The sequence below is a fragment of the Streptomyces sp. MnatMP-M17 genome (assembly GCF_900091995.1).
In the GTDB taxonomy this organism is placed as follows: domain Bacteria; phylum Actinomycetota; class Actinomycetes; order Streptomycetales; family Streptomycetaceae; genus Streptomyces.
On record NZ_FMDK01000072.1, the window covers coordinates 1 to 24,788 of the forward strand.

22 protein-coding genes, 1 tRNA gene and 1 pseudogene are annotated in these 24,788 nt (G+C 68.6%); 14 read left to right on the forward strand and 10 right to left on the reverse strand.

Annotated elements, in window-relative coordinates; genetic code table 11:
- The first annotated feature begins 105 nt into the window (after window positions 1–105).
- The gene (locus tag GA0115259_RS03785) at window positions 106–1,053 is read left to right on the forward strand and encodes a nuclease-related domain-containing protein (RefSeq protein WP_093590785.1); all 948 of its coding nucleotides are present in this window, start codon (window positions 106–108) and stop codon (window positions 1,051–1,053) included.
- Window positions 1,054–1,101: 48 nt separating this feature from the next.
- Here the strand turns inward: GA0115259_RS03785 and ligD are convergent, their stop codons facing one another.
- Window positions 1,102–1,992, reverse strand: a complete 891-nt coding sequence (gene ligD / locus GA0115259_RS03790) for a non-homologous end-joining DNA ligase (RefSeq protein ID WP_093590788.1) — start codon at window positions 1,990–1,992, stop codon at window positions 1,102–1,104.
- A 50-nt stretch (window positions 1,993–2,042) separates the two neighbouring features.
- Between ligD and GA0115259_RS03795 the strand changes: the two genes are divergently transcribed.
- The 4 genes from GA0115259_RS03795 to GA0115259_RS39970 all read left to right on the forward strand — a co-directional run bounded on the left by GA0115259_RS03795 (window position 2,043) and on the right by GA0115259_RS39970 (window position 3,786).
- Complete coding sequence (locus GA0115259_RS03795) at window positions 2,043–2,993, forward strand: non-homologous end joining protein Ku (protein ID WP_093590791.1); 951 nt, start codon at window positions 2,043–2,045, stop codon at window positions 2,991–2,993.
- A gap of 83 nt (window positions 2,994–3,076) precedes the next feature.
- A tRNA-Arg gene (locus tag GA0115259_RS03800) sits at window positions 3,077–3,148 on the forward strand.
- Window positions 3,149–3,202: 54 nt separating this feature from the next.
- Complete coding sequence (locus GA0115259_RS03805; protein WP_256097894.1) at window positions 3,203–3,406, forward strand: CopG family transcriptional regulator; 204 nt, start codon at window positions 3,203–3,205, stop codon at window positions 3,404–3,406.
- Window positions 3,403–3,786 (forward strand): PIN domain-containing protein, encoded by a 384-nt coding sequence (locus GA0115259_RS39970; protein ID WP_256097895.1) that lies wholly within the window; start codon window positions 3,403–3,405, stop codon window positions 3,784–3,786. Before GA0115259_RS03805 ends, GA0115259_RS39970 begins: the two co-directional genes overlap by 4 nt.
- Here GA0115259_RS39970 and GA0115259_RS03815 read toward each other — a convergent pair.
- Window positions 3,755–6,114: pseudogene (locus tag GA0115259_RS03815) on the reverse strand (peptidoglycan recognition protein). The gene GA0115259_RS39970 and the pseudogene GA0115259_RS03815 overlap by 32 nt on opposite strands.
- Window positions 6,115–6,775: 661 nt before the next feature.
- Here GA0115259_RS03815 and lanKC point away from each other — a divergent pair.
- The 3 genes from lanKC (at window position 6,776) to GA0115259_RS03830 (ending at window position 11,702) form a co-directional block, all read left to right on the forward strand.
- On the forward strand, window positions 6,776–9,409 hold the full coding sequence (gene lanKC / locus GA0115259_RS03820) for a class III lanthionine synthetase LanKC (protein WP_202449635.1): 2,634 nt from the start codon (window positions 6,776–6,778) through the stop codon (window positions 9,407–9,409).
- Between the two features lie 125 nt (window positions 9,410–9,534).
- Window positions 9,535–9,669, forward strand: a complete 135-nt coding sequence (locus GA0115259_RS39975) for a SapB/AmfS family lanthipeptide (RefSeq protein WP_161230276.1) — start codon at window positions 9,535–9,537, stop codon at window positions 9,667–9,669.
- A 71-nt stretch (window positions 9,670–9,740) separates the two neighbouring features.
- Window positions 9,741–11,702 (forward strand): ABC transporter ATP-binding protein, encoded by a 1,962-nt coding sequence (locus tag GA0115259_RS03830; RefSeq protein ID WP_093590800.1) that lies wholly within the window; start codon window positions 9,741–9,743, stop codon window positions 11,700–11,702.
- A 194-nt stretch (window positions 11,703–11,896) separates the two neighbouring features.
- Here GA0115259_RS03830 and GA0115259_RS41470 read toward each other — a convergent pair whose 3' ends face one another.
- On the reverse strand, window positions 11,897–12,340 hold the full coding sequence (locus tag GA0115259_RS41470; RefSeq protein ID WP_237539743.1) for a BlaI/MecI/CopY family transcriptional regulator: 444 nt from the start codon (window positions 12,338–12,340) through the stop codon (window positions 11,897–11,899).
- Window positions 12,341–12,514: 174 nt separating this feature from the next.
- Here GA0115259_RS41470 and GA0115259_RS03840 point away from each other — a divergent pair, with 174 nt between their 5' ends.
- Entirely contained in the window at window positions 12,515–13,351 is an 837-nt protein-coding gene (locus GA0115259_RS03840; protein ID WP_093590803.1) for an undecaprenyl-diphosphate phosphatase, read from the forward strand.
- An 82-nt stretch (window positions 13,352–13,433) separates the two neighbouring features.
- Window positions 13,434–14,426: an endonuclease/exonuclease/phosphatase family protein gene (locus GA0115259_RS03845; RefSeq protein ID WP_093590806.1), complete on the forward strand. Its 993-nt coding sequence runs from the start codon at window positions 13,434–13,436 to the stop codon at window positions 14,424–14,426.
- 97 nt (window positions 14,427–14,523) lie between these two features.
- Here the strand turns inward: GA0115259_RS03845 and GA0115259_RS39980 are convergent, their stop codons facing one another.
- The 7 genes from GA0115259_RS39980 to GA0115259_RS03880 form a co-directional block, all read right to left on the reverse strand.
- Window positions 14,524–15,162, reverse strand: coding sequence for a hypothetical protein (locus tag GA0115259_RS39980; protein ID WP_176732421.1), 639 nt, complete (start codon window positions 15,160–15,162; stop codon window positions 14,524–14,526).
- Between the two features lie 5 nt (window positions 15,163–15,167).
- A complete protein-coding gene (locus GA0115259_RS03855; protein WP_237539744.1) occupies window positions 15,168–15,602 on the reverse strand; it encodes a hypothetical protein in 435 nt (144 codons plus the stop codon).
- Window positions 15,603–15,748: 146 nt separating this feature from the next.
- Window positions 15,749–15,943 carry a ferredoxin gene (locus GA0115259_RS03860; RefSeq protein WP_093590809.1) on the reverse strand — a complete coding sequence of 65 codons (195 nt, stop codon included), beginning with the start codon at window positions 15,941–15,943 and terminating at the stop codon, window positions 15,749–15,751.
- Window positions 15,944–15,970: 27 nt separating this feature from the next.
- Window positions 15,971–17,203: a cytochrome P450 gene (locus tag GA0115259_RS03865; RefSeq protein WP_093590812.1), complete on the reverse strand. Its 1,233-nt coding sequence runs from the start codon at window positions 17,201–17,203 to the stop codon at window positions 15,971–15,973.
- A gap of 171 nt (window positions 17,204–17,374) precedes the next feature.
- On the reverse strand, window positions 17,375–18,022 hold the full coding sequence (locus tag GA0115259_RS03870; protein ID WP_093590833.1) for a TetR/AcrR family transcriptional regulator: 648 nt from the start codon (window positions 18,020–18,022) through the stop codon (window positions 17,375–17,377).
- 2 nt (window positions 18,023–18,024) lie between these two features.
- The gene (locus tag GA0115259_RS42570) at window positions 18,025–18,435 is read right to left on the reverse strand and encodes a cytochrome P450 family protein (RefSeq protein WP_176732422.1); all 411 of its coding nucleotides are present in this window, start codon (window positions 18,433–18,435) and stop codon (window positions 18,025–18,027) included.
- Window positions 18,436–18,566: 131 nt separating this feature from the next.
- Window positions 18,567–19,868: an MFS transporter gene (locus GA0115259_RS03880; RefSeq protein ID WP_093590836.1), complete on the reverse strand. Its 1,302-nt coding sequence runs from the start codon at window positions 19,866–19,868 to the stop codon at window positions 18,567–18,569.
- A gap of 395 nt (window positions 19,869–20,263) precedes the next feature.
- Between GA0115259_RS03880 and GA0115259_RS03885 the strand changes: the two genes are divergently transcribed.
- The 4 genes from GA0115259_RS03885 to GA0115259_RS03900 form a co-directional block, all read left to right on the forward strand.
- A complete protein-coding gene (locus GA0115259_RS03885) occupies window positions 20,264–20,719 on the forward strand; it encodes a hypothetical protein (protein WP_093590815.1) in 456 nt (151 codons plus the stop codon).
- A complete protein-coding gene (gene pstC, locus GA0115259_RS03890) occupies window positions 20,716–21,723 on the forward strand; it encodes a phosphate ABC transporter permease subunit PstC (RefSeq protein WP_093590818.1) in 1,008 nt (335 codons plus the stop codon). Before GA0115259_RS03885 ends, pstC begins: the two co-directional genes overlap by 4 nt.
- Window position 21,724: 1 nt before the next feature.
- On the forward strand, window positions 21,725–23,077 hold the full coding sequence (gene pstA, locus GA0115259_RS03895) for a phosphate ABC transporter permease PstA (protein ID WP_093590821.1): 1,353 nt from the start codon (window positions 21,725–21,727) through the stop codon (window positions 23,075–23,077).
- Between the two features lie 214 nt (window positions 23,078–23,291).
- On the forward strand, window positions 23,292–24,788 hold a 1,497-nt coding region (locus GA0115259_RS03900; protein WP_093590824.1), incomplete at its 3' end, for a phosphate ABC transporter substrate-binding protein PstS.

The following is a 24,788-nucleotide window of genomic DNA, read 5'->3' on the forward strand; positions in this document are numbered from 1 at the left end:
CGGGCGGGTGGGTGGGTGGCGGCGGGCGGCAGTCGGCAGCCGGCGTGACCTATTGCCTCCGCGGGCCGGTGACTGTTCCCATGGTGGCAGTGGGGGTGAGGTGGCATGACGATCCGATTACGTGTCACGCCGGTCCGTGTCCGGGGCCGCGACCGGCTCTTTGTGAGCCTGCCGGACGGCACGGCCGTCGCCTGGTACGACGGCGCCGCCGACGCGGACGGCGCGGCCGGTGGGCGGATCAGTGTGCTCCCGGGCGCGGCACGCGAGGATGTGCTCGCCGCCCTCGCGCCGTACATCACCGGTGAGGTGGCGGTCGGACCGCCACCGATACCGACACCGGCCGATCTGGACCGGCTCTCCCTCCACCCGGACGACGACCTCGCGCCCAACCGTCCGGGCGAGGCGCTCCACGCGGAACTGGACGCGTTTCCGGCGCCCGAACGGCATAGGTGGTTCCGCCGGGGCACCTGGGGCGTGGGCATATGGAGTACCGGCACATGGGGCCCGAGCACATGGCCGACGGCCCCACATCGCGGCGATCCATATCGCAGGGACCCACATCGCAGGGACCCGCGGCACGGAGAACTCCTCGCCCAACAACTCCTCGGCGACCATCTCGACCGTCTGGAGGCCGCGGGCTGGCGGGTGCTGCACTCGATACCGCTCCCCGGGGCCGGCGTCGGCGCCCGTATCGACCATCTCGCGATCGGCCCGGCCGGCGTCCTGGCCGTACGTACCGTCGCCGCGCGCGGACGGCGGGTCCGCATCGCCGATCCCATGGTCCGTACGGGCCGTGCCCAACCGCAGCCTCACCTCCGCTGGGCCCGTCGTGCGGCCGAGCGCGCCTCGTTCGCCCTGGCGACCGCCGTACGCCCGGTCCTCGCCGTGGCCGAGGCGTCCCGGCTGGACGCGGTGCCGTCCTCGTCGGACGTACGGATCCTGCGTGATACCGAGATCTCGACGCTGGCGTCCCTCGGAGGCGTACTCAAACCGGCGGACATCGAGGCCCTGTACGCGACGGCCCGCGATCGCCACACATGGCTGTCGGTGTAGTGGCGGTGGCTCGCGTAGTGGTGGCTCGCGCCACACCACTGGGTGGGGCTATGTCTCCGGCAGTGGCCCGGCGTGGCCCGGATCGAGGAGCGGGGCGAGGAGGTCTCCGTACCGTTCCAGCCGCGCAGCGATGTCCGCCGACCGGAAGACCAGCTCCTCGGCCGCCGTACAGTCCGTGATCTCGTCCCAGGTCACGGGTGTGGAGACCGTCGGTTCCGACCGGGCCCGCAGGGTGTAGGGCGCGGCGGTCGTCTTCGCCGCGGCGTTCTGGCTGTGGTCGACGAAGACCTTTCCCGGGCGCAGCGAGCGGCTCATCCGATGGACCACCTGCTTGGGCAGGGCAGCCTCGGCCTCGACGGCCAGGCCCTTCGCGTACGCCGAGACATCGGCCGACGGCGCGCGCTCCAGCGGTACCAGGAGATGGAGGCCCTTCGAGCCGGAGGTCTTCGCGTAGGCCTCCAGGCCGTCCTCGCCCAGCCGTTCGCGCAGCCAGCGTGCCACCGCGCAGCACTCCACGACCGTGGCGGGCGCGCCAGGGTCCAGGTCGAAGACCAGCCGGTCGGCGTAGCCGGGCGTATCGGCCTGCCACTGGTGCGTATGGAACTCCACGACCAGATTTGCCGCCCACATCAGCGTCGGCAGATCCTCCACCACCACCTGCCTGCCGCTGTCCGCCGTCTTTCTGGGCACCTCGGCGACGCGTACCCAGCCGGGCGTGCCGGGCGGTGGGTTCTTGGTGAAGAAGACCTGGCCGCCGGGCCCGTCCGGGTAGCGGAGGAAGGAGACCGGGCGGTTGGCGAGATGGGCCAGGAGAGGGCCCGCCGTCCGGGCGTAATAGTGCAGGACCTCGCCCTTGGTGGTGCCTGTCGCGCCGTACAGCACCTTCTCCAGATTGCTGAGAGAGAGGCGCCGCCCGTCCACCACTGTGATCGGCGTCATACGATGAGAATCCCATAAATCTCACGATTAACGGATGAAAGGGATGGAACGTGCGATCCATATGGAACGGTGCGATCTCCTTCGGGCTGGTCAGCATCCCGATCAAGCTGGTGAACGCCACCGAGAACCACTCCATCTCCTTCCGCCAGATCCACAAGGAGGACGGCGGCCGTATCCGCTACCGCAAGGTCTGCGAACTGGACGGCAAGGAGCTGACGGCGGCCGACATCGGCAAGGGATACGAGGAGGCGGGCGGCTCGATCATCCCGATCACGGACGAGGACCTGGCCGCGCTGCCGCTGCCGACGGCGAAGACGATCGAGATCGTGGCGTTCGTGCCGGCGGACTCGATCGATCCGCTCCAGATGGACGCGGCGTACTACCTCGCCGCGAGCGGCGTCCCGGCCGCCAAGCCGTACACCCTGCTGCGTGAGGCGCTGAAACGCAGCAAGAGGGTGGCCATCGCCAAGTTCGCCCTGCGGGGACGCGAGCGGCTCGGCATGCTGCGGGTGGTCGACGACGTCATCGCGATGCACGGCCTGCTCTGGCCGGACGAGATCCGCGCCCCGGAGGGCGTCGCGCCGGAGGCCGAGGTGACCGTACGGGACGTCGAACTCGACCTGGCCGACGCCCTGATGGACACTCTCGGCACGGTCGAACTCGACTCGCTGCACGACGACTACCGTGAGGCGGTCGAAGAGATGATCGCCGCCAAGGCGGAGGGCGCACCGGCACCGGAACACGCACCGGCGGAGGCCGGCGGCGGCAAGGTCATCGACCTGATGGCGGCGCTGGAGAACAGCGTGCGCGCGGCGAAGCAGGCACGCGGGGACGAGAGCGAGGTCGCGGACGTGACCGAGCTGCCCAAGAAGACCGCCGCCAAGAAGACCGCCGCCAAGAAGACCACCCCGGCGAAGAAGACGGCGGCAAAGAAGACCACGGCGAAGAAGACGCCCGCCAAGAAGACGGCCCCCACCAGAACCAAACGCTCCTCGGCCTGACCCCGCCACCGCCCCGGAAATACCTGTTCACAGCCACCCCACCGAAGCTGGTAGGGTTTCACCCGTCGCCACCACAGCGATACGCCCCCGTAGCTCAGGGGATAGAGCAACGGCCTCCGGAGCCGTGTGCGCAGGTTCGAATCCTGCCGGGGGCACTTCCGGATGGACCTTCTGACCAGCGGGAACGCTGAGCAGAGGGTCTTTTTCATGTGGCCCGCAGCGGTCCATCCGGGCTGTCCGCCTACGTCGCGGCGGCCGTCGCGCGGCAGATCGAGCGGGACAACCTCAACGACCTCATCGCGGTCGCGGAGGCTGAGCACGGACCCGTCACGGACGAGGAAGTCCAGGCTCTGCGCGATCAGCTTCAGCAGGCCCGTCGGCATCAGGCGCAGGGTGGGGCGGACGCCGGGTGAGTCGCTCGCCCGCCGTGCCAGGCGGCACTCTGGTCCTCGACGGCGAGGGGCTGGCCAAGGCCGTCCTGCGCGACCGCGCGGTCACCGCCTGGCTCGCCCTCGCCCGTGCCGACGACCTACGGGTCATCACCTCCGCCGCCACTCTCGTGGAAGTGGTCCACCCCCGGATCAATCGCCCTGCCCTGGAGTGGACTCTCTCCCGCCTCGTCGTCGAGCCCGTCACCGAGCCCATCGCCCGCCATGCCGCAGCCCTTCTGGCGAAGTGGGCTGGTTCGCGCCGTCATCAAGTCGGGCCACAGCTCCCCGGAGCGCTGGTGGGTGGTCCGGGGAGCTGTGGGGTGGCGTTGGCTACTTCAGGTACACGATGCCGTCCGTCGTGATGGCCGGGCGGCCTGTGGTGCCGGCTACCACGATCTTGATGGTGTGCTTCGCGCAGGTGGGCCAGGTCTTGGTCCACAGTGCGTCGCGGTATTTGGTGGTCGGTGACTTGAGGTCGACCGTTGCCGCCTTGGTTCCGTCGATGTAGATGTGGGCCTGGCCGGAGGTCGAGGCCCGGGAGACGGCCCAGGCGACCGAGCGGCCGGTGAAGGTCCAGCTCAGGGAGGCGTTCTTGGCCGAGCTGGAGTAGGACTTGCCGCCCAGGTAGCTGGTGGAGGACTTGGTGGTCCAGGTGCCGGACTTGGTGGCGGCGGTCTCCTGGAGGATGACCGGCGTGCCTGCGACGGACGAGGTGGCGCTGTTGCCCGCGTGGTCATAGGCCGTCATGGACCACGAGGTGGCCGCGCCGGACTTGCTGGTGTGGTTCGCGCTGGTGGTCGTCGGGCCGTACGTGGCGGCGAGCGGGGCGGTCAGTCTGACCTCCTTCAGCGCGGCGTTGTCGGTGGCCTTCCAGCTCAGCTTGACGGGAACGGCTGTGGTGTTGACCGTGCCGGTCCGCAGCGACAGGTTCGGCTTCGTGGGGAAGGACGGCGCCGTCGTCTCGGCGACGGCCGTGGCGATCGCGGACACGGCGGTCTTGCCGGACTGGTGTGTCGCGCGTACCTGGATCTGGTGCGTGCCCACCGCCAGCGTCGCCTTCGCCGAGGTGGTGCTGCCCGCGGTGGTGGCCGCGGTCTTGCCGTCGACGAGCAGTTCGTACTTCGAGATCAGCGACGCCGGTGTGGTGGCCGACCAGTTCACGGTGATCCCGGCCCGCGTGTAGTACGTCGTACCGGAGAGGCCGGCGCCGGTGACGGACTTGATCGCAAGGCCGGTGACCGGTCCCGTGGCCCAGCTCCGTACGGTGGCCAGCCGGTCGTACAACTGGTTGCCCGGGCACTGGGTGTTGTAGCCGTCGCGGTGGCCGTGGATGACCGGGAAGCTCAACTGCGCGCCCGCGGACCAGGACTTGCCGAAGTAGTTGGTGGCGTCCGCACCCGCGGTGAGCGTGGTGGTGCCGCTCGGGCTCACACCGTACTGGCCGAGTTTCCAGGCCGCGATCCTGGCCACGGAGACCATGGCGGCCTCGCTCGGCGCGACATCGGTATATGTGCCGAGGACCGAGATACCGGTGGTCTCGGAGTTGAAGCCGTACGCGTGAGCCCCCATCACCGGCAGGTCGACACCGCCCTTGCGGCCCTCGTAGATCGTGCCGCACTTGTCGACGAGGAAGTTGAGCCGATGTCCTTCCAGCCCAACTGCCTGACGTGATACGCGTAGATACCGCGCACGACGGCCGGGGCTTCGGCGCATGTGTAGCCGTTGCTCTCGGCGGTGTGGTGGACCACGACCGCCTTGATCTTCCCGCCCGGCAGATAACTCGGCTCTTCAGGGCTGATCGACTCGTCCGCTCCCCAGGCCGCGCGTGAAGTGATCGTCGGGCGCGGCGCGGTGGACGACGGAGGCGTGGGTGCCGTGGCGCTCGGGCTCGTGGACGGCGGGGCCGACGAGGGCGCGGACGAGCCCGGCGTGCTGCCCGAAGGAGCCGGAGGCGTCGGAGTCGCAGGAGTTGTCGGAGCCGTCGTTGTCCCGGTCTCGGTGGGGGAGGCGGTGGGCCCGTCGCTCGGCGGTATGTCCGTGGAGGGTTCGGCACCGGGGCCGCCGGTATCGGCCGACGGCGTCGGGTCTTCCAGAGCGACGGCGGTGTCGGCGGTGTCGGCATGGAACCCGGCGGGTTCCATGCCGGCCGATGCGCCCTTGCCCGGTGCGTTCTCGCCGGGGTCGACCATGTCCAGGCGCAGTCCGGCCGGCAGCCCGTTGGTCGTCTTTCCGCCCGCGGTGATCCGTACTTCGACACCGTCCGACGGGCCCACCCAAGCGGGTTCGGTGCCTCCGCGCAGGGCCGCGGATCCGCCCTTCCCGCCGGCTGAGCCCTTCCCGCCGGTTTCACCCTGTCCGCTGTCGCCGTCCAGCCGCAGCCAGTTGGACCACCGGCCGGAGCCCGTCGAACGCGTACGTGCTTCGACCGTTCCCGTTATTCGGGCCGACGGGTCGGTCCAGGTGATGCCGAGCATGCTGAACGGCTCGGTGTCCTGCTGCTTGAGGTTCGCGCGGCTGCCGTTGTCGGCCGTCTTCAGCGGTGCGGTGCGGGCATGAGGCCTGACGGGATCGGACGCGCCGTGACCGGCGGCACTGTCCTCGGACTGCCCGGTCACTCCTTGGAGTACGAGTGCTCCGGAGAGTCCCACCGCGGCTGCGGCGGCGGTTCCCCAAACGTATCGGTGTCTCATGCGGGATCTCATACGGGTTCTGTTGCTTCCTTCATCGATGGAGCGGGACAGCGGAATGCTGCACCGTACCCTGACCGGATTTCGCAAGCCGTGCTTTCGCGAGCTGTGGGTACGGCACCGGCAATTCCAGCGTCTGTTTCCTTGCCGGAAACCGGCAAGAGTCACGAACCGGCAGGAGTCACGAACCGCGGCCCGCTGTACGCAGCGGCCCAGCCGCCGTGTCAGACCAGCCGTAACCCGGACCCGTATCGCCGCCTCCACCGCCGCGGCTCAGGGCACCCGGGACGGCAACGACGGTACGCGCTGTGGGACAAGGACAGGACCACTACGCGCGACTGGCCCTGGAGCCCGTCGCCGCCATCGCCAAGTAGATGACTAAGTAGATGGCCAGGTAAGCAGAGCGACTCCGTATCGCCGGTCCGGACAGGCGATTCAAGGTTTGGGCAAGGTTTCGCCAATGCCCCCCGTGCACAGTGAGTGGCACGCGATACGGGTGAGGGCCCAGGCGCCGTTCGGGATCTCATTCGCTGTCGTCAGGACGATGGAGTGTCCGGGTCCGGTTCCGGGGCCGGACCGGTTTTCTCCTTGCGGCACCACCGGTGGTCAGAATCCGGCGCACTGGCGCCGCTTTGCCCGATCCGAACCGACGGCTGAGGGAGCTATGGATCCGCGATACCAGGAATTCTGTCTGAGCGATCACGACTTCTACGATCAACTCAGCTCCGGCATCAGTGAATCGGACCACCTGTCCGTTCACAGCTCTCCGCTCCCGTCCGGTTGGGAACGCCGACGCAGAGGCGTCTGGATCACTTATCTTCCTTCCACGACCACCCTGCCCGCCCAGGGATGGAAGGTCCATGTGTCGGCTGCCGTGGCGAATGCCGACTCCGTCGCGTCCCGTGTGTGGGACTACTGCACCACACATCGCATCGCCTTCAAACTCGTTCCCGATCTGCGGGAATACATGCTCAAGAACTCCAAGTACGCGGACCGGGCCGGCAGCGGCAAACTCGCCACGCTGTATCCCGTCGGCGATGCGGAGCTGCTTCGTGTCCTGGACGGGCTCGGCGCCATGCTGGACGGTGAGCAGGGCCCGTACATTCTCAGTGATCTGCGCTGGAAGGACGGACCGCTCTACGTCCGTTACGGATCTTTTCTCGAGCGCAAGTACGTCGACGCGAACGGCGTTGTCCAGTCCGGTATAGAGACACCTTCGGGCAGTTTGGAGCCGGATACCCGCGGACCGGTATTCCGGCTGCCCGACTGGGTGTCCCCGCCTCCGTTCCTCCAGCCGGAGCTGGAACGGCGCGCTGAACTCAAGGTTGACGAGTTTCCTTACGAGATCGTCCGTGCCGTTCACTTCTCCAACGGAGGCGGTGTCTACGAGGGCAAGCACCGCACATCGGGCCGCCGGCTCATCATCAAAGAAGCCCGTCCGTATGCCGGCCTTGATGCCGGCGGCAGAGATGCCGTTGCCCGGCTGCGGAATGAACGGGATGTTCTGGAGCGGTTGCGCGGGCTTGCCTGCGTTCCCGAACTGGTGGATTACTGCCGTTTCGGAGAGAACGAGTTCCTCGTCGAGGAATTTGTCGACGCGATCCCTCTCAACCAGTTCTATGCGCAGCGTAACCCGATCTGCGGGGCGGTCCAGGCCCGGGGCCGGTTCGCCGAGTACGGCCGCTGGGCACAGCGCGTGTGGGACGCCGTATCGACGGCCCTGCGAGCGGTCCACGAACGCGGCATCGTCTTCGGCGATCTGCATCCCTTCAATGTCATGGTGGTGGAAGAAGGCGCCGACATACGGGCCGTGCTTGTCGATTTCGAAGTGAGCTGGCCGGTCGACACTCCCCGGCGCCACAGTCTGGAGCATCCTGGATTTGGTGCTCCGGCCGACCGGCAGGGTTTTGAGGCCGATGCGTACGCGTTGGCCGCCTTGCAGCTTGCCCTGTATGTGCCTCTCACCACCCTCATCCGGCTCGACCGGAGAAAGGCCGAACATCTCGCCGACCTGATCGCCGACACCTTTTCCATCGATCGCCGCCTCTTCGACAATGCGGTGGCGACTCTCGGAGAGGCTGGTGGAAATGGTGAGGAGGCCGGTGGCAATGGCGAAAAGGCGGCCAACAGCAGGCGGTCGCGGCTGCCCAGCCCTCGGATCGAGGCCGACCCGTCCCAGTGGGCCGAGCTCAGAGACTCCCTGGCGTCCGCCGTCCACGCGAGCGCGTCCCCCGGCCGGACCGACCGTCTCTTTCCCGGGGACATCGCGCAGTTCACGGCGGGCGGCGGTCTGTCCCTGGCCCATGGCGCGGCAGGAGTGCTGTGGGCCTTGCGGGCCAGCGGCGCTTCTCGCTACGAAGAGGGTGAGGAGTGGCTGATCAGGCGGACCCAGGACCGTACAGAGCCGATCCCGCCCGGGTTCTACAACGGGCTTCACGGGATGGCATACGTTCTGTGGGAGCTGGGCCGTCAGGAGGAGGCCGTCCGACTGCTGGCGCGGGCCTCCGGCGCGGGCACCGAAGGCGCGGGCACCGAAGGGCTGGGCAGCAGCCTGTTCTCGGGACTGTCCGGAATCGGGCTGAACTGTCTGGCCTTCGCCGAGCGCACGGGCGAGCCCACGTACCGCGAACAGGCCGAACACCTCGCGGACCTTGTCGGCTCCCGTGTCGTCGCCGCCGGTGAACTGCCGGAAGTGAGCGGTGGCAGCACTCGCGCACGGGCGGGACTGATGCACGGTTCATCCGGAGCGGCCGTGTTCCTGACCGCCATGTTCGAGGCATCCGGACGCGAAACCTATCGGGCCGCGGCCAGGATCGCTCTCGAACAGGATCTGCGCCGATGCGTGACCGACGCCGCCGGTGTACTGCACGTCAACGAAGGATGGCGGACCGTCCCCTATCTCAGCACCGGGAGTGTGGGCGTGGGTTTCGCGCTGCGGCGCTATCTGCGCAGCACGCCTGATCCGGCACTTCAGGACATGCTGCGCGGCGCCGAAAGAGCGGCCTCCTCGGACTTCTACGTCTTCTCCGGCCTCTTCGACGGCCGCTGCGGGCCCTTGCTCTTCCACGCCACTCGGCATGGCGATCAGCTGCCTCTGGAGGACGACAGCGTGGTCCGCCAGATGCTGGGCCTCAACTGGCACACACTCCGCTGGCGCGATGCCGTCGCCTTCCCGGGCGATCAACTGCTGCGTCTGTCGATGGACCTGGCGTCCGGTGGTGCCGGAGTGCTGCTGGCCCTCGCCGCGGCGCACGGTGTGCGCCATGCGGGAAAGCCGGCATGCCTTCCGTTCCTGTGATGACTCCAGCCGTGACTGTGACGACTCCCGCCGGGACGACCGCGGCAACCGGCCGCACTCAGCTTCCGGGACCGACCGGCCCCGGAGAAGTGCCTCCTCACCGGAGGCGACATGGAGGAAGAGATATGAGTCTGTACGACCTGCAAGGAATGGAATCCACCGAGGAATCGGTCGAGGCGGCTCCGATGGCCAGCGACATCAGTCTCTGGTCGTGCGGCAACAACCGCCCGTCCAACGTGTCCTGGTTCGCGTGTGGCTGACGCTCAGTCAGGTAGACAGTCAGGTAAGTCGGCCAGGTAAGTCGGCCAGGTAAGTCGCTCTGCCCGTTGACATGAGCGGGCCCGCCGACGGGCGGCCGGGCTTCGGCCTGCCGCCCGTCGGCACACCGCCCGTCGGCACACCGCCCGTCGGCACACCGGCGCATCCACTCCCGAGGAAAAGGTCCATGGCGCGCGACGACTACGTACGGCTCTCCACCTTTCTCGCCGTGTTCCGCCTGCGCATCGCTCTCGCCGCTGCTCTGATCACCGGCAACGCGGTGCTGGCGGTACTGCCCGCGTTCCTCACCCAGCGGCTCATCGACGACGGTGCGATCCCCGGGGACACGGGACGCGTCTACGCCCTGGGCGGCGCCCTGCTCGCCGCCGGAGCGGTGACCGCGGGCTCCGCCTTGACCGAACGCTGGATGCTCGCGCGGCTCGGGGAAGAAGTGTCCGCCCGCATGCGGACCGATCTGTACGAGCACCTGCACGAACAGTCGGCCGCGTTCTTCGCCGGATCCCGGGCCGGGGCGATCGTCTCGCGTCTCCACGGCGATGTCCAAGGAGTGCGTGACCTCGTCACACGGACTCTCGCCACGGTGGTGTCGGCGCTTGTCACACTCGTAGTCGCCGGCGCGGCGATTCTCCTGTTGAACTGGCGTGTCGCACTCGCGGTCCTCTGCCTCGCACCCGTGTTCCATGTCCTGACCACGCGTTCCGGTTCGACGCTGCGCGTCCTGACGCGCCGGCAACTGGCCGCGACCGCCGATCTGGACTCGATGGCGGCGGAACGGCTGAGCCCGGGAGGAGCGGAGATCATCCGCCTCTACGGTGACCGGCGACGTGAAGCGGACCGCTTCCGGCAGCACGTCCACCGGTTACGGGACGTCACCGTGCGCGGCGCGGTCCTGGACGGCAAGCTCGGCGCGGCGCTCACGCTGCTTGTCGCGCTCGTCACCACCGGTGTTTACACGGCGGCGGGCGTCCTGGTCGCGCGGGGCTCCCTCACCGTGGGCACCATGGTGGCCATGGTCGCTCTTCTGGCCAGGATCTACGGGCCGCTCACCGCCCTTCCCGGATGCAGACTCGAATTGGCGGCCGGAGAGGTCTGCTTCGAGCGTGTGCGCGAGATCATGAGATACAGCCCGGACATCGTGGAGCACGAAGACGCGAAACCCGTGCCGGGCACGTCGGTGACGTTCACCGACGTCACCTTTGCCTACCCCCACGAGACAGCCACGGGACTCGCCTCCTTGAAGTCCGCTCCCCGCGCCGCCGTCACCGTCCCCGCGGGGACACCGCGCGAGATACTGGGCGGAGTGACGTTCGAGGCGGCGCCGGGGACGACGGTGGGTGTCGTCGGCCACTCCGGTGCGGGAAAGTCCACCCTCGCGCATCTGCTGACCCGGTCCTGGGACATCGGTTCCGGTCGCATCGAGGTCGGCGGCCAGGATGTCCGCCGTACGCAACTGCGATCGCTGCGGTCCACGGTGGGTGTCGTCACCCAGAACGCCTTTCTCCTCCACGGCACCGTCCGGGAGAACCTCCAGCTGGCCCGCCCTCTCGCGGACGAGAACGACATCGTCGACGCCTGCCGCGTCGCGCAGATATGGAACGCGGTGGAACGGCTCCCGAACGGCTTGGACACCGTACTGGGCGATCAGGGAGTGAATCTTTCGGGCGGCGAACGCCAAAGGCTCGCCATCGCCCGGCTGGTGCTCAAAGCACCCCGCATCGTCGTTCTGGACGAAGCGACGTCCCAACTCGACAACATCACGGAACGCGCCTTGCTGGAGAGCCTCCGACCGTTCCTGAGCGGACGAACGTGCCTCATCATCGCCCACCGGCTCTCGACCGTCCGGGAGGCCGATCAGATCCTGGTGATGAGGGACGGACGCGTCGTGCAGGCCGGCACACACAGTCAGCTCATCGCCGCCGAGGGCGAATACCGGCACATGTCACATACGCAGAAACACACCGCGGACAGCCGCTCCGTCGGCTCTGTCGCTCGCAATGGATCGGCGGCACGGTGAGCGCGGTGGGCGCGGCGAGCAGGCAGGCGTACTCGGCGCGGAACCACGCTATGACGGCCGTCTGGTCGGCCATCGGCTGAGCCGCTCGGCGGCGTAAAGGCGGATCAGACCGTGCATGCGGTACCGGCCGGGTTGCCACGTACCCGGCCACGTGCCAATCCAAGAACCGGACAAGGTTGCTTTTGTGGCGGTTCCTACTGTCCTGGTTCCGGGTCTGCCTCTCCCGTATCCGGATCGGCCCGGTCCAGATCCAGGTCGGCGTCCAGCAGCCTGCGCAGCAGCTTCTCGTCGACGGCGGACAGGTCGTCGACGAATCGCATCAGGACGCTCTCGCGGTCCGTTACCTCCTTCATGGCCTGGTGCATCCGGCGGGCGGCGAATCCCGGCTCGTCCGTGACCGGCGCGTAGGCGAAGGCCCGTCCACGCGGCTCCCTGGCCAGTACGTCCTTGTCGTGGAGCCGGGTGAGGATCGTCACCACCGTGCTGTACGACAGGCCGCCGCCCATCCGCTCCAGCACTTCCCGGGGCGTGAGCGGACCCGGCGCCGACCGGAGCGCGGCCAGCACTTCGGCCTCGCGCTTGCCGTTCGCCAGGCGGCGGTCCGCCTCATACGCCCCGGAGGGCTCATCCGTGTCCAAGGTTGGCTGCCTCCTCGTCCGTCCTCTACAGTCACATTCATCTTCTACGCGCGCGTAGAAGATGGCGGCCTTCCATGAGTTTGCCACGCATGCCCGCCGGCCCGTGATGTCGGCCGTCACGTACGGCGGAGGCCGCACGCCGCACCCGTCGACCACACTCCAAGGACGGAACAATTGAGCACCATCAGCATTGGACAGGCCGTCGTTCTCGGCATTGTGGAAGGGGTGACCGAATTCCTGCCGGTGTCCTCGACCGGACATCTGAAGATCACCGAAGGGCTGATGGACATTCCGGTGGACGACAAAGCGGTCGTCGCTTTCACCGCGGTGATCCAGGTCGGTGCCATCGCCGCGGTTCTGACGTATTTCTTCAAGGACATCGTGCGGATCGTCTCCGCGTGGGGGCGTGGTCTGGCCGATCGCGAGGAGCGGCACCATCACGACTACCGGTTCGCCTGGTGGGTCATCTACGCCACCATTCCCATCGTCATCGTCGGCCCGGTCGCGAAACCGCTCATCGAAGGGCCGCTCGCCTCGCTGTGGGTGGTGGCCGGGTCACTGATCGTCGGCAGCGGGCTGATGTGGGCGGCCGACCAGATAGGGCGGCACAAGCGCGGTGAGGACGACACCTCGCTCAAGGACGCGATGCTGGTGGGAAGTTCACAGATCCTCGCGCTTCTCTTCCCCGGGTTCTCCCGCTCCGGCGCGACCATGTCCACCGGTCTTATCCTCGATCTGGACCGGGTCACCGCGACGCGTCTCTCCTTCTTCCTCGGTATCCCTTCCCTGACCGGTGCGGGACTGTACGAACTCAAGGACGCGACGGGCGGCGGAGTGGGCGCGCTGCCTCTGGCGGTCGGCACCGTGGTGTCGTTCGTCGTCGCGTACGCCTCCATCGCCTGGCTGCTGAAATTCGTCGCCAAGCACTCCTTCAATGCTTTTGTCGTTTATCGCGTCGTCATCGGCATGGCGCTCTTCGGGCTCCTGGGCGCGGGCGTACTCAACGCGTGACGAGACCGGCGGGTGCGCCGTCCCGGAAACTGATTCACCTGGTGACTCGTCCTGAGGGACAAGGTCAAGTGGACGGGAGGCCATGGTGGAGCAGGTGCGGGCGGACAGAGGTGCGACGCCGACGGTGAAGGGCGAGGCGAGGGCGCGGTCGGTCTGGGCGCGTGGGCGGGTGCTCGCCGTGCTTGCGGTGCTGACGGCCGGGCTGCTGGCGTTTCGCCGGGCCGTCCCCAATTCCGTGGGCGGCCTGGGCAGTTTGCTGGAAGCCTTCCTGCCATGGCTCGGCCTGGTGGTCGTGGTGCTGTTCGGCCTGGCGCTGCTGCGTCGTTCGGCCGTCGCGCAGGCGGCCCTGCTGTTGCCGGTGGCTGCCTGGACGTACCTCTTCGGCGGGCTGCTCCTGCCCGTGGCGGAGCCCGGCGCGTACGACCTGCTCGTGGTGCAGCACAACGTCAGCGACGAGAACACCGACCCGGCGGGCACGGCCCGCGCCCTGGCCGACGCCGAGCCCGATCTGATCGCGCTGGAGGAGCTGGTGCGTCCTGCGCTGGCGGTTTACGAGGAGACTCTCGCGCCGGACTACCCGTACCACACGGTCCACGGCACCGTCGGACTCTGGTCGAAGCATCCCCTGACCGGCACCCGGCTGTTGGACATCAAACCTCAAGGGATCGCGGAGGCCTGGAGCCGCGGTCTGCGGACCGTGGTCCATACGCCGCACGGCGAGATCGCCGCGTACGTCGCGCATCTGCCCTCGGTCCGTGTCCGGGCGAGCGGTCTCGCGTCCTCCTGGCGCGACGAGAGCGTCGGCCTGCTGGGCAAGGCTGTCGCCGCCGAGGAGCTGAGAACGGTGATCCTCCTGGGCGACCTCAACAGCACGGTCGACGACCGTGCGCTGGCCCCGCTGACCTCGCGGATGAACGTGGCGGAACGAGGCTTCGCCTTCAGCTTCCCCGCCGCCTTCCCGCTGGCCCGGATCGACCAGGTCATGGCCCGCTCGGCGACCGTCGGCCATATCCGCACCCTGCCCGCCACCGGCAGCGACCACCTGCCGGTCGCGGCCCGGATCACACTGGGCTGAAGGAGCGGTCCCGCCGAATCTCCCGCGCGGTGGTCGGGCCGTTCGAGCCGCGCCTCGCCGATAGTGACGCCTGGTCTCGCCGGCCTCCGGCGTTCTCCTACCAGTCGGTGAGGTCCACCAGGTGGGAGCAGTGGGGATCGGTGTCGGCCGGCGTTATGCGTTCCTTTTCGGTGATCAAGGACGGCAGGGCCGCGAGCAGGGCGGTGATGGCGCCGGACGGGCGGACGTCGGCGGCGATCACGCCGGGGATGTTCTCGGTGTCGACATAGAGACGCAGCCGGTCCTGGTCGAGGAACAGGAAGCCGCGCAGGCGCGGGTCCGGCTGTTCCTCGGTGAAAGGGCAGGCGATGCCACGCAGGATGATCAGGGCATTGTCGTCAGGAGTGGCGGCGGTCCCGTCCACGGTCTCCAGGTCCACCTGGACGAGTGTCATGCTCATCACGGTGCTGACGCTGTCGCTGGAGTAGAGGCGGGTACCGGTGTGCAAAGTGCGCAGAATGCCGGTGATCTCGCCCGCGATGACCGGATCCTCGCCCATGCGCAGAGGGATCTCGTAGGCGGTCAGTCGGTCCGGCGTGTGGTCGGGGCCGGTGCCGGTGACGATCCGGATGGCCTCGGCGGGCGGCGGCACGGGCAGGATGCCCCGGATGTACTGGGTGCCGATGAGCGGTGCGTGGATGTGATGAAGCAGCAGACGAGTGATGTCCGCCTGCTGCTCCGCGATCTCTTCATCCATGGATGTCACTCGTTGATCCAGTTGGGGCACTTGTTCGTGCCCTTGCAGTAGGCGGTGATGACGCCGATCCTCTGCCCGGCGCCGGCGTCGTACCGCCCGTCGGATGTCTTACGCGCGTACTGGACGATGACGACGATCGGCACCCGGCGGCTGCCGTTGATCGCATAGCCCCAGTATTCGAGCCGGGCGCCGTTCTTCTTGTCGACCTTACCGGCGAGAGCCGCGTTGACGATCGCGCACTTTCTGATGTTGTGCTTGCCGGAGAAGTGATTCCACCCGAGCTCATGGTTGCCCACGCGGGTGGGAATGACCCTGCCCTCCGGGTCGGTCTGTTTGCACTTGACGTTCTTGTTCCAGTACGGCGCCGCATGCGCGGGCGCGGCGGGTCCGGTGAGGAGAGCGGCCACCGTGACGGTCGCTGCGGTAAGAGCCCTGATCATCTTCATGGCTCCACCATGGCACCCGGAACGACGGCGCGTCACGGAAAGTCACGCAAAGTGATGAACCGGGCGTCGCAGTCTCCCCGTTCCGCCGGAGAGCGAGGAGACTGGTCCCCGAGCCCGGGGGCGTCACTCCGGACGGTGTGTCATTCCTGGATGTGGATGGCGAGTGCGGGGCAGACGGCTGCGGCGTGGCGGGTGTCGTCGGCCTGCTGGGCTGTGGGGTTGGGGTTGAGGAGGACGGCGATGCCGTCTTCGTCGCGCTGGTCGAATACGTCGGCCGCGGCGACGACGCACTGTCCGGACGCTACGCACTTGTCCTGGTCGAGAGTGACTTTCACGGGGTCTCCTTCGGCGGGGGCGGTGGGTTACCAGGTGACGGGGAGTTCGTAGACGCCGTAGACGGATCCGTCGTGTTTGAAGGGGATCCGGTCAAGGTCGGTGGCGAGCTGGAGGGTGGGGATGCGGCGGTAGAGGGTGCTGTAGACGATCTGGAGTTCGAGGCGGGCCAGGGGCTGGCCCAGGCACTGGTGGACACCGAAGCCGAAGGCGATGTGGTGGCGGGCGTCGCGGGTGAGGTCGAGGCGGTCGGGTTCGGGGAAGGCGTCGGGGTCGCGGTTGGCGATGTCGTTGGCCATGATCAGGCCCTCGCCGGCCCGGACGGTCCGGCCCGCGATCTCGATGTCTTCGAGGGCGACGCGACGGCGGCCGTTGTGGACGATGTTGAGGTAGCGCAGCAGCTCTTCCACGGCCGAAGCGACCAGCTTGGGGTCGTCGTTGTCGCGCAGGAGGGCGAGCTGCTCGGGGTGTTCGAGCAGGGCGAGTGTGCCGAGGGCGATCATGTTGGCGGTGGTCTCGTGTCCGGCGATCAGCAGCAGCACACCCATCTGCGCCGCTTCCTGCCGCGTCAGCTCCCCGCCCTTCACCCGCTCGGCCAGCCCTGACAGCAAATCGTCAGCGGGTGCGGCGAGCTTCTTGGCCAGGAGTTCGTCCAGATAGGTGTTCAGCGCCCGCATGGCGGCGACGCGTCGTTCGGGCTCGGTGTCCCGGTTGATGATGATCTTGCTGTTGTCCTGGAAGAAGTCGTGGTCGCTGTAAGGGACTCCGAGCAGTTCACAGATCACCAGGGAGGGCATGGGCAGGGCGAACGCGTCGACCAGATCGACCGGTTTCGGGCCCGCCAGCATGGTGTCGATCAGCTCGTCGACGATCTTCTGGATGGCCGGCCGCAGCGCCTGTACGCGCTTGATGGCGAAGGGAGCGGTCACCATGCGCCGCAGCCGGGCATGCTCGGGATCGTCCATCAGGATGAAGCTGATGGATCCGCCGCCGGGAGGGAGCGGTGCGCCGTTCGGGTAGCCGGGGCGGGTGATGTCGGCGCTGACTCGCGGGTCGGAGAGCAGGGCCCGCTGTTCGGCATACCGCGTCACCAGCCACGGCGTGCTGCCGTCCCACAGCCGGACCTTGGCGAGCGGCGCCTCCTTCTGCTTCGCGGTCGCGGTCGGAGGCGGGTCGAACGGGCAGCCCGCCGCCCTCTCCATCGGGAACTCCGGTACTCCGGACGGGCTTTCACTGACCGGAGGATGGACCGTACTGGTCATCGAGTGCTCCAAGGGGGGTGTCCGCGGCTTTCCCGCGGTTGGGTGTCAGTGCGGTACGCGGTACGTGTCTGTCAGCGCGGCGCGGGCGTGGGGCCGGTGAGTGTCGGCGATTGTGCGGTTCGATCTCCGCCTGCCGCGGTTCGGTGAAGAACATGGGAGGTCGCAAACGCATCAAGGGTGTGAGACGGGAGCCAGCCACAGCCCCACAAGCGCGTCGATCAGACCCGTCCCGGCGTCGTGCCAGCTCGATCGCGGCGTCGCGGCGCCCAGGGCGAGCGCGCGTTCCCGCTCGGCGCACATGTGCACCATCAGCTGGCGGGCCATGTCGCCGCGCTCGGCCCGTACTTCGCCGGGCAGATGCGGAAGGCACCGGTCGAGCCCTTCAAGGACCTGGTACAGCGAGGACGCGCTGAGTGACTCCTGGATCATGATTTCGCGCAGGGCCGGATCGGTCATCACCTGCGCGCAGAACCGCGCGTACCACGTGGGGCTGCCCAGCGCGGCCAGATGCTCGGTCACCGGACGCACCAGACAGGCCACCCAGTCCCGTACATCCGTGGAACCACCGATCTCGTTCACCATCCGCAGGCGCAGCCGCTCAGTCGGCTCGGCGTGTCTTCGCGTGATCGCCCGTACGAGATCCGCTTTCGTGCCGAAGTGATAGCCGACAGCGGCGTTGTTGCCCTGCCCTGCGGCTTCACTGACTTGGCGGTTGGAAACAGCGAATACACCGTGCTCGGCGAACAGCCGCTCCGCCGTCGCAAGGATCAGCTCCCGCGTCGCGTCGCCGCGCTCCGCCCGTACCACCCTGCCCGACACCGTCACCACCGCACAGGAAGTTCACGCGGTCCACCGACGGCGAGGCCCTCCACCGGGCGCAGATCCCGCGCCGGGACCGCGAGGTGCAGGGTGGGCATCCGCCGCCACCGCTGATGTCCCTCGCCCGTCTGCGGGATGGAACCCGCCAGTGAACTGTTGAACACTCCGCCCGACTCATTGGCCGAAACGTGCGCGGCGTCCGGGGCGTCGAGCTGACGGCTGAACCGCGGATCGGACAGCACCCGCTTGACGTCGTCGTAGCGCGTCAGAAGTGAGGCCTCGTCGCCGCTGGGCAGCTTCACCCGGGCGACCGGGCACCTGCCCCGCAGGTCCGCCCACTCCGCCGGAGGCTCCAGCGCGGTCGCTCCGGGCAGCGGACAGCTGAGCACCTGATCACTCTCGTCATGACCCATCGCGCATCCTCCTTGAGGCCTGCCTTGAGTACGTGATCAGTTAACTGTCCTTGCTGGAGTAAAGCAAGCGACTGACTTAATTCCGACCCTGCGCGCCACCTGTACGCCCGCGCATGAATCAACGCCCGCGGCTATGTGGGTTCGGGGCAGGGCTCGGTCGCGGCGGTAGGTTCCCTCCGTGCCGGCGTGTCCTGCGTCCGCTGCTCCGGCAGTGCGCGTCGGGTGCGGACCGGCGAGAAGAAGACCGGCAGGAAGGCGGTCGCCAGGAAGGCGCCGCCCACCCAGAGCGTGGTGTGAACGGTCGTCAGCTCACCGACCACGCCGGAGACCGCCGCGCCGATGGCGAGCGCGCCCGTGAGCAGGAAGCGGAAGGTGGCGTTCATACGGCCGAGGAGCGAGTGCGCGGTCATTCGCTGGCGCAGGCTGACGCCGAGTACGTTGTCCATGCCCACCTTGAACATGGCCAGCAGCCAGCCGGTCCCGGCCACGACGAGCCAGGGCCCGTGGTCGACGAGCGGCACCAGCAGCCCGGCGGGCGCCAGACAGAGACCGGCGATACCGAGAGTGCGGCCGTAGCCGAGCCGGGCGGCGACGGGCCGGGCGCAGCGGGCGCCGAGCAGCAGGCCCGCTCCGCCCACGGCCCAGAACAGGCCCAACGCGCCTCCGGAGTAACCGAGTTCCCTGACGAAGACGACCGGCAGCATGGTGTTGATGATCTGCGAGCCGAAGTTGCCGAGGGCCGCGGTCAGCGCGAGGGCCCGTAGCTCGCCGTTGCCGAAGACATGCCGTAGGCCCTCGGCGATCTGTGCCCGGAGCCGGGTGGCCTGGCCGGGACTCGGCGAGGGCGGCGCCGGAGTCCTGCGGATTCCGGTGAGCCCGAGGGCGGAGCCGAGGTAGGACACGGCGGTGAAGAGCACGGCCACCGGTGCCGTGAGCAGTGTGACGAGTCCGCCGCCCGCGCCGCGGCCCGCCACATTGCCCGCGGCCATGAGGGTGTTGATGTCGGCGTTCGCCCGGACCAGGCCCTCACGTCCGACGAGCTGCGGAAGGACGCTCTGCGAGCCGACGTCGGCGAAGACGGTGGCGCAGCCGCTCAGCAGGACGACCAGATAGAGATGGCCGAGCGTAAGACTGTCGAGCCACCAGGCCACCGGCACGGTCGCGAAGACCAGGGCCCTGGTCAGATCCGCCGCGATCAGTACGCGCCGATGGCGCATCCGGTCCACCCACGCTCCGGCCGGAAGACCGATGAGCAGAAAGGCGACGGTACTCAGCGTGGCCAGCGCCCCGACCTGACCGGGACTCGCGTCGAGCGCGGAGACGGCGATGAGCGGCACGGCCACATAGCCGGCATTGGTACCGAGCTGACTGAGGGCCACTGAGGTGAACAGCGCGCGGAAGTCGGGTAACCGCCATGGGGAATCGGGCTGCATGGTCCGTTCGTCCGGTGGGTCGATGGAGGTGAGGTACGTCGGCGGAGGTGCGGTACGGGCGGTGGCGCGGCCGGCGGACAGCGGCGTCGGCCGGAGCGGATCAGCGCCATCCAAGCCGAGACAGAAGTGACGTACAACCCCGTGAGGTGGTACAAGCAGAACCTGCCTCCCGCTCGACGCGGCCAGGCCGGCTCCGCGCGTCCTCGGCGCGTGATGATCGACTGATGCCCGCTGCCTGCGCGGTGCCTGCACACCTCGTTCTTTTTTCGGATGTCCGGTGTTCATGCATGCGTGCCCGCCGCTCTTCCGGGCTCCGTGATGGTCAGGTCGGCCGGTGATGGGAATCGGCCAATATCTGCCGGCCGCCGGAGGGCGCCCGGGAGGGGGGCTGGGCCATGAATCACCCGCGCTTTCTGTTCGTACCGAGAACCGATACCGAGACGGGAACCGTCTCGGTGGTGTGGCGTCTGCTGGGCGCCAACAATCGCGGTCTCGGTCAGGGCTGGGAGAGCCAGCCCGGACTGGTCGCCTGTCGTGCCGCCGTGGAGACACTGCGCGAAGGCATGTCCAGGGCCCGGCCGGTCGTCACCGTCTCCGAGACGACCGGGCTCTGGATCTGGCGGCTCGACCTCGACGGACGTTCGGTCGCCCTCGCCGGCCGGTCGTACCAGCGCCAGCGCGAGTGCCACTACAGCCTCGCCAACTTCGTGAAGGCCGTGCCCGCGGCGCAGCTCGCGCCCGGACTGGTGTCTCTTTCGGCCAGGCGTATGCCGCACCCGCCCGGTGACCGGCCGCCGAGCTTCCTGCCGGAGTTCCCGAAGACGCGTACCGCAGGCGCGGGTGCCCGATGACGTTCACGGCACCCGCTCTCGGTACGAAGGACGAGCCACGGGCGATCAAGCGCTCCGCAGGCCTGCCCGACCAGCTCTTCCGCGGGCTGGCCCGGGGCAGCGGCGGTGTGGTGCTCCTCATCATGCTGCTCGTCGGAACCTTCCTCGGCTACCGGGCCTGGGAGGCCCTGCGCGTTTCCAAGGGCTCCTTCCTCACCACCTCCGCCTGGGAGCCCGACTCCCATCACTTCGGTATCGCCGCCGTCCTCACCGGCACGGTGCTGATCGGGCTCGTCGCCATCGCCCTCGCGCTGCCGCTCGCCATGGGCACGGCGCTGTACATCTCCGAGTACGCGCCCCGGCGCGTACGGCGGACCATGGTCAGCCTGATCGACCTGATGGCCGCGGTGCCCAGCGTGGTCTACGGGCTCTGGGGCGCGTTCTTCCTCCAGTCCCACATCGTGGGTCTGTCGCGGTGGATCGCCACGTACTTCTCCTGGATCCCGATCTTCAAGGTCAACGGCGCAGACCCGGGTGACCCGCTCGCGACCACGACCGTCTACACCTCCTCGACGTTCATCGCCGGGATCGTGGTGGCGCTCATGGTCACGCCCATCGCCTGCTCGGTGATGCGCGAGACGTTCTTCCAGGCGCCCGTCGGTGAGCGCGAGGGCGCGTACGCGCTCGGCGCGACCCGCTGGGGAGTGATCAGGACGGTCGTCCTGCCCTTCGGGCGCGGCGGTGTCATCGGCGGCACGATGCTCGGTCTCGGCCGGGCGCTGGGCGAGACGATCGCCGTCTACATGATCATCTCGCCGGCCTTTGTCATCCAGCCGCGGATCCTGGAGAACGGCACCAACTCGGTCTCCTCGCTGATCGCCCTGCGGTACGGCTCCGCCAGCGACTTCGGTATGTCGGCGCTGATGGCGGCCGGACTCGCCCTCTTCCTCATGACGCTCGTCGTCAACTTCGTCGCCTCCTCCATCGTGGCCCGCAGCCGCTCCGGGGCCGGGACGGAGGCCTGATATGAACCGGACCACCACCTCCGTGCAGCCGCCCGACACCACCACCACCGGCTCCGCCGCCGATCCCGCTTCGGCCGCCGAGCCCGTCCCTCTCACCGTCCGTCCGGGCCTGCCGGACGGGACCGGCAGACCCGAGGTCCGCCGCTCCACCTCCACCGTGCGCGCGGGCGACGTCCGTGCGCTGCTCGGCGCCCTGGCCGGCGCGCTCGGGCTGACGGTTGTACTGTTTACGCGCATTGCGCCGTTCGACGGGCCGCTCGGCTTCGTCGTCGTCGCGTACCTGTTCTTCGTCGGTCTGTACGCCGTGCTGGTGTCCTTCGCCGAGAACGGCATGGCGGTACGGGACCGGGCCGCGGCGGTCGTCATCCACAGCCTCGCCGTGCTGGTCGTCGGCGCGCTCGTCTTCGTCGTCGCGTACACGCTGTGGCGCGGCCGGTCCGCGCTGCCGCATCTCAACTTCTTCACCGACGACATGTCGCGCACCGGGCCCGTCCAGCCGCTCACCAGCGGCGGCATGCTGCACGCCATCGCCGGCACGATCGAGCACATGGCTATCTCCCTGGCCATCACCGTGCCGCTCGGACTGGCCTGCGCGGTCTTCCTCAGCGAAGTCCCCGGCGCCTACGCCCGGTTCGTACGGACCATCGTGGAGGCGATGACCGCGCTGCCGTCGATCGTCTCCGGTCTGTTCATCTACGCCACCGTCATCCTCCTTCTCGGATTCGAGAAGTCCGGACTCGCCGCGGCGCTCGCCCTCGGAGTGATGATGCTGCCGATCATCATCCGAGCCTCCGACGTGGTGATCCGGCTGGTGCCCGGCTCGCTGCGCGAGGCGTCCCTCGCGCTCGGCGCCAGCCAGTGGCGGACCGTGTGGACCGTAGTACTGCCCACCGCGCGCTCCGGGCTGACCACCGCCGTCATCCTCGGCACGGCGCGCGGTATCGGCGAGACCTCTCCGGTGCTGCTCACCGCCGGATACACCACGGACATGAACCTCGACCCGCTGCACGGCCCGCAGGTGTCGCTGCCGCTGGCCACCTTCGAGCTCGTACGGTCCCCGCAGCCCAGTTTCATCGCCCGCGGCTTCGGTTCCGCGGCGCTGCTGATGGGACTGGTGCTGCTGCTCTTCGTCGTCGCCAGAATCATCGGCGGACGCGGTCCCGGAGAGCTGACCCGGCGTCAGACGCACCGCCGGGTCCTCGCCTCGCGCCGTGACGCCGAGCGGATGGGCGGACGGGAGAAGACCGGGCCGGGCGGAGGGACGTATGTGGAACGGCCCGACGGGAGTACGTACACGGACCGGCCACCCGAGCCACCCGGACCGACCGGGCCGATGGAGCAACTGAGCACCTGAGCTCCGAGCATCAGAGCCGGGCGACCGAGCTCCCGGGCCCGCCTCTCCGGGGCCGGGGACGCCGCCCGGCCTCCGGCCCACGGCCTCCCGCCCCACAACCCACGGACCGCCAGGCCGGCCACCCCGTACGCGCGAGCCACCGAGCCACCGAGCCACCGTCGAGCTGCCGAGCCACCGAGAACCGCCCCGCCCCACCGACAGGAGTCGTCTCCCGATGTCCGGAACCCTTCCGGCGCCGCTGCCAGGCCCACGCGTCCGCGCCGCCCTGGCGGCCCTCGCCCTTGTGACGCTGGTGCTGCTGGCACTCGTCCAGCCCGTCCCCGCCGCCGCCGCGACCTATGTACCGATCTCCGGCGCGGGCTCCACCTGGAGCCAGAACGCGCTGGACCAGTGGCGGGCGAACGTCAAGCAGTACGGCATGACGGTCAACTACAACGGCACCGGCTCCTCGGACGGCCGCAACCAGTTCCGCAACGGCACCGTGGACTACGGCGTCTCCGAGATCCCGTACGGCATCACGGACTCGGGCGTCGTCGACTCGCCGCCGCCGCGCAAGTACGCGTACATGCCCATCGTGGCCGGTGGTACGTCGTTCATGTACAACCTGAAGATCGGCAACCAGCGGGTGACCAATCTGCGGCTGTCGGGCGAGGTCCTCGCCAAGATCTTCACCGGTGGCATCAAGCTGTGGAACGACGCGGCGATCAAGGCCGACAACCCGGCCCTGGCCGCCTCGCTCCCGGCCCGCAGGATCGTCCCGGTGGTCCGCTCCGACGGTTCCGGTACGACGGCCCAGCTCACCACCTGGATGAGCAAGCAGTACCCGTCCATCTGGAACGGCTACTGCGCCAAGGCCGGACGGAGCACGCCCTGCGGCGCCACCTCCAACTACCCGCTGGTGCCGGGCGGCGGTTTCGTCGCCCAGTCCGGCTCCAACGGTGTCTCCGGCTATGTCGCCCAGGCGGGCAACATCGGCACGATCACCTACGTCGAGTACTCGTACGCCGTCTACACCACCAGCTTTCCGGTGGTGAAGGTGCTCAACGCGGCCGGCTACTACACCGAGCCGACCGCCAAGAACGTCGCGGTGGCCCTGCTCAACGCGCAGATCGAGAAGAACAGTTCGTCCCCGAAGTACCTGACCCAGATCCTCGACAACGTCTACAACGGCAAGGACAGGCGCAACTATCCGCTGTCCAGCTACAGCTACATGATCGTGCCGACGAAGGTGGAGTCCAACTTCAACGCCCAGAAGGGCAAGACGCTCGGCGCGTTCGCGTACTACTTCCTCTGCCAGGGACAGCAGCACGTCGACAACCTCGGCTACTCCCCGCTGCCGGTGAACCTCGTCGAGGCCGGGCTCGAACAGGTGCGCAAGATCCCCGGCGTCGACGTCGAGAACATCAACATCAAGAACTGCCACAACCCGACCTTCTCCGCCGACGGCTCCAACACCCTCGCCAAGAGCGCGCCCTTCCCGCAGGCCTGTGACAAGAAGGGCCCGACGCAGTGCGCCACCGGCACCGGCGGTGACAAGAAGCCCACCGTCACCCAGGGCGGCGGCGGTGCGGGCTCGGGCGGTGCCTCGGGCGGCAGCGGCGGTGGTGGCACCTCCGGCGCCTCCGGTGGTGGTACGGCGGCCTCGGGCGGTACGGGAACCTCCGGAACCTCGGGCGGCGGCGCGTCCGGCGGCGGCGCCACACCGGGCGCG

Bases quoted from the DNA above. Each gene is read 5' to 3' on its own strand.
- GA0115259_RS03880 (WP_093590836.1), bottom strand. From the start codon at position 19,868: ATGCAGCCCGATTCCCCATGGCGGTTACCCGACTTCCGCGCGCTGTTC.
- ligD (WP_093590788.1), bottom strand. From the start codon at position 1,992: ATGACGCCGATCACAGTGGTGGACGGGCGGCGCCTCTCTCTCAGCAAT.
- GA0115259_RS03885 (WP_093590815.1), top strand. From the start codon at position 20,264: ATGAATCACCCGCGCTTTCTGTTCGTACCGAGAACCGATACCGAGACG.
- GA0115259_RS03830 (WP_093590800.1), top strand. From the start codon at position 9,741: ATGAGCGGGCCCGCCGACGGGCGGCCGGGCTTCGGCCTGCCGCCCGTC.
- GA0115259_RS39975 (WP_161230276.1), top strand. From the start codon at position 9,535: ATGAGTCTGTACGACCTGCAAGGAATGGAATCCACCGAGGAATCGGTC.
- GA0115259_RS03845 (WP_093590806.1), top strand. From the start codon at position 13,434: ATGGTGGAGCAGGTGCGGGCGGACAGAGGTGCGACGCCGACGGTGAAG.
- GA0115259_RS03855 (WP_237539744.1), bottom strand. From the start codon at position 15,602: ATGATCAGGGCTCTTACCGCAGCGACCGTCACGGTGGCCGCTCTCCTC.
- GA0115259_RS03785 (WP_093590785.1), top strand. From the start codon at position 106: ATGACGATCCGATTACGTGTCACGCCGGTCCGTGTCCGGGGCCGCGAC.
- GA0115259_RS39980 (WP_176732421.1), bottom strand. From the start codon at position 15,162: ATGGATGAAGAGATCGCGGAGCAGCAGGCGGACATCACTCGTCTGCTG.
- GA0115259_RS03865 (WP_093590812.1), bottom strand. From the start codon at position 17,203: ATGACCAGTACGGTCCATCCTCCGGTCAGTGAAAGCCCGTCCGGAGTA.
- pstC (WP_093590818.1), top strand. From the start codon at position 20,716: ATGACGTTCACGGCACCCGCTCTCGGTACGAAGGACGAGCCACGGGCG.
- GA0115259_RS42570 (WP_176732422.1), bottom strand. From the start codon at position 18,435: ATGGGTCATGACGAGAGTGATCAGGTGCTCAGCTGTCCGCTGCCCGGA.
- pstA (WP_093590821.1), top strand. From the start codon at position 21,725: ATGAACCGGACCACCACCTCCGTGCAGCCGCCCGACACCACCACCACC.
- lanKC (WP_202449635.1), top strand. From the start codon at position 6,776: ATGGATCCGCGATACCAGGAATTCTGTCTGAGCGATCACGACTTCTAC.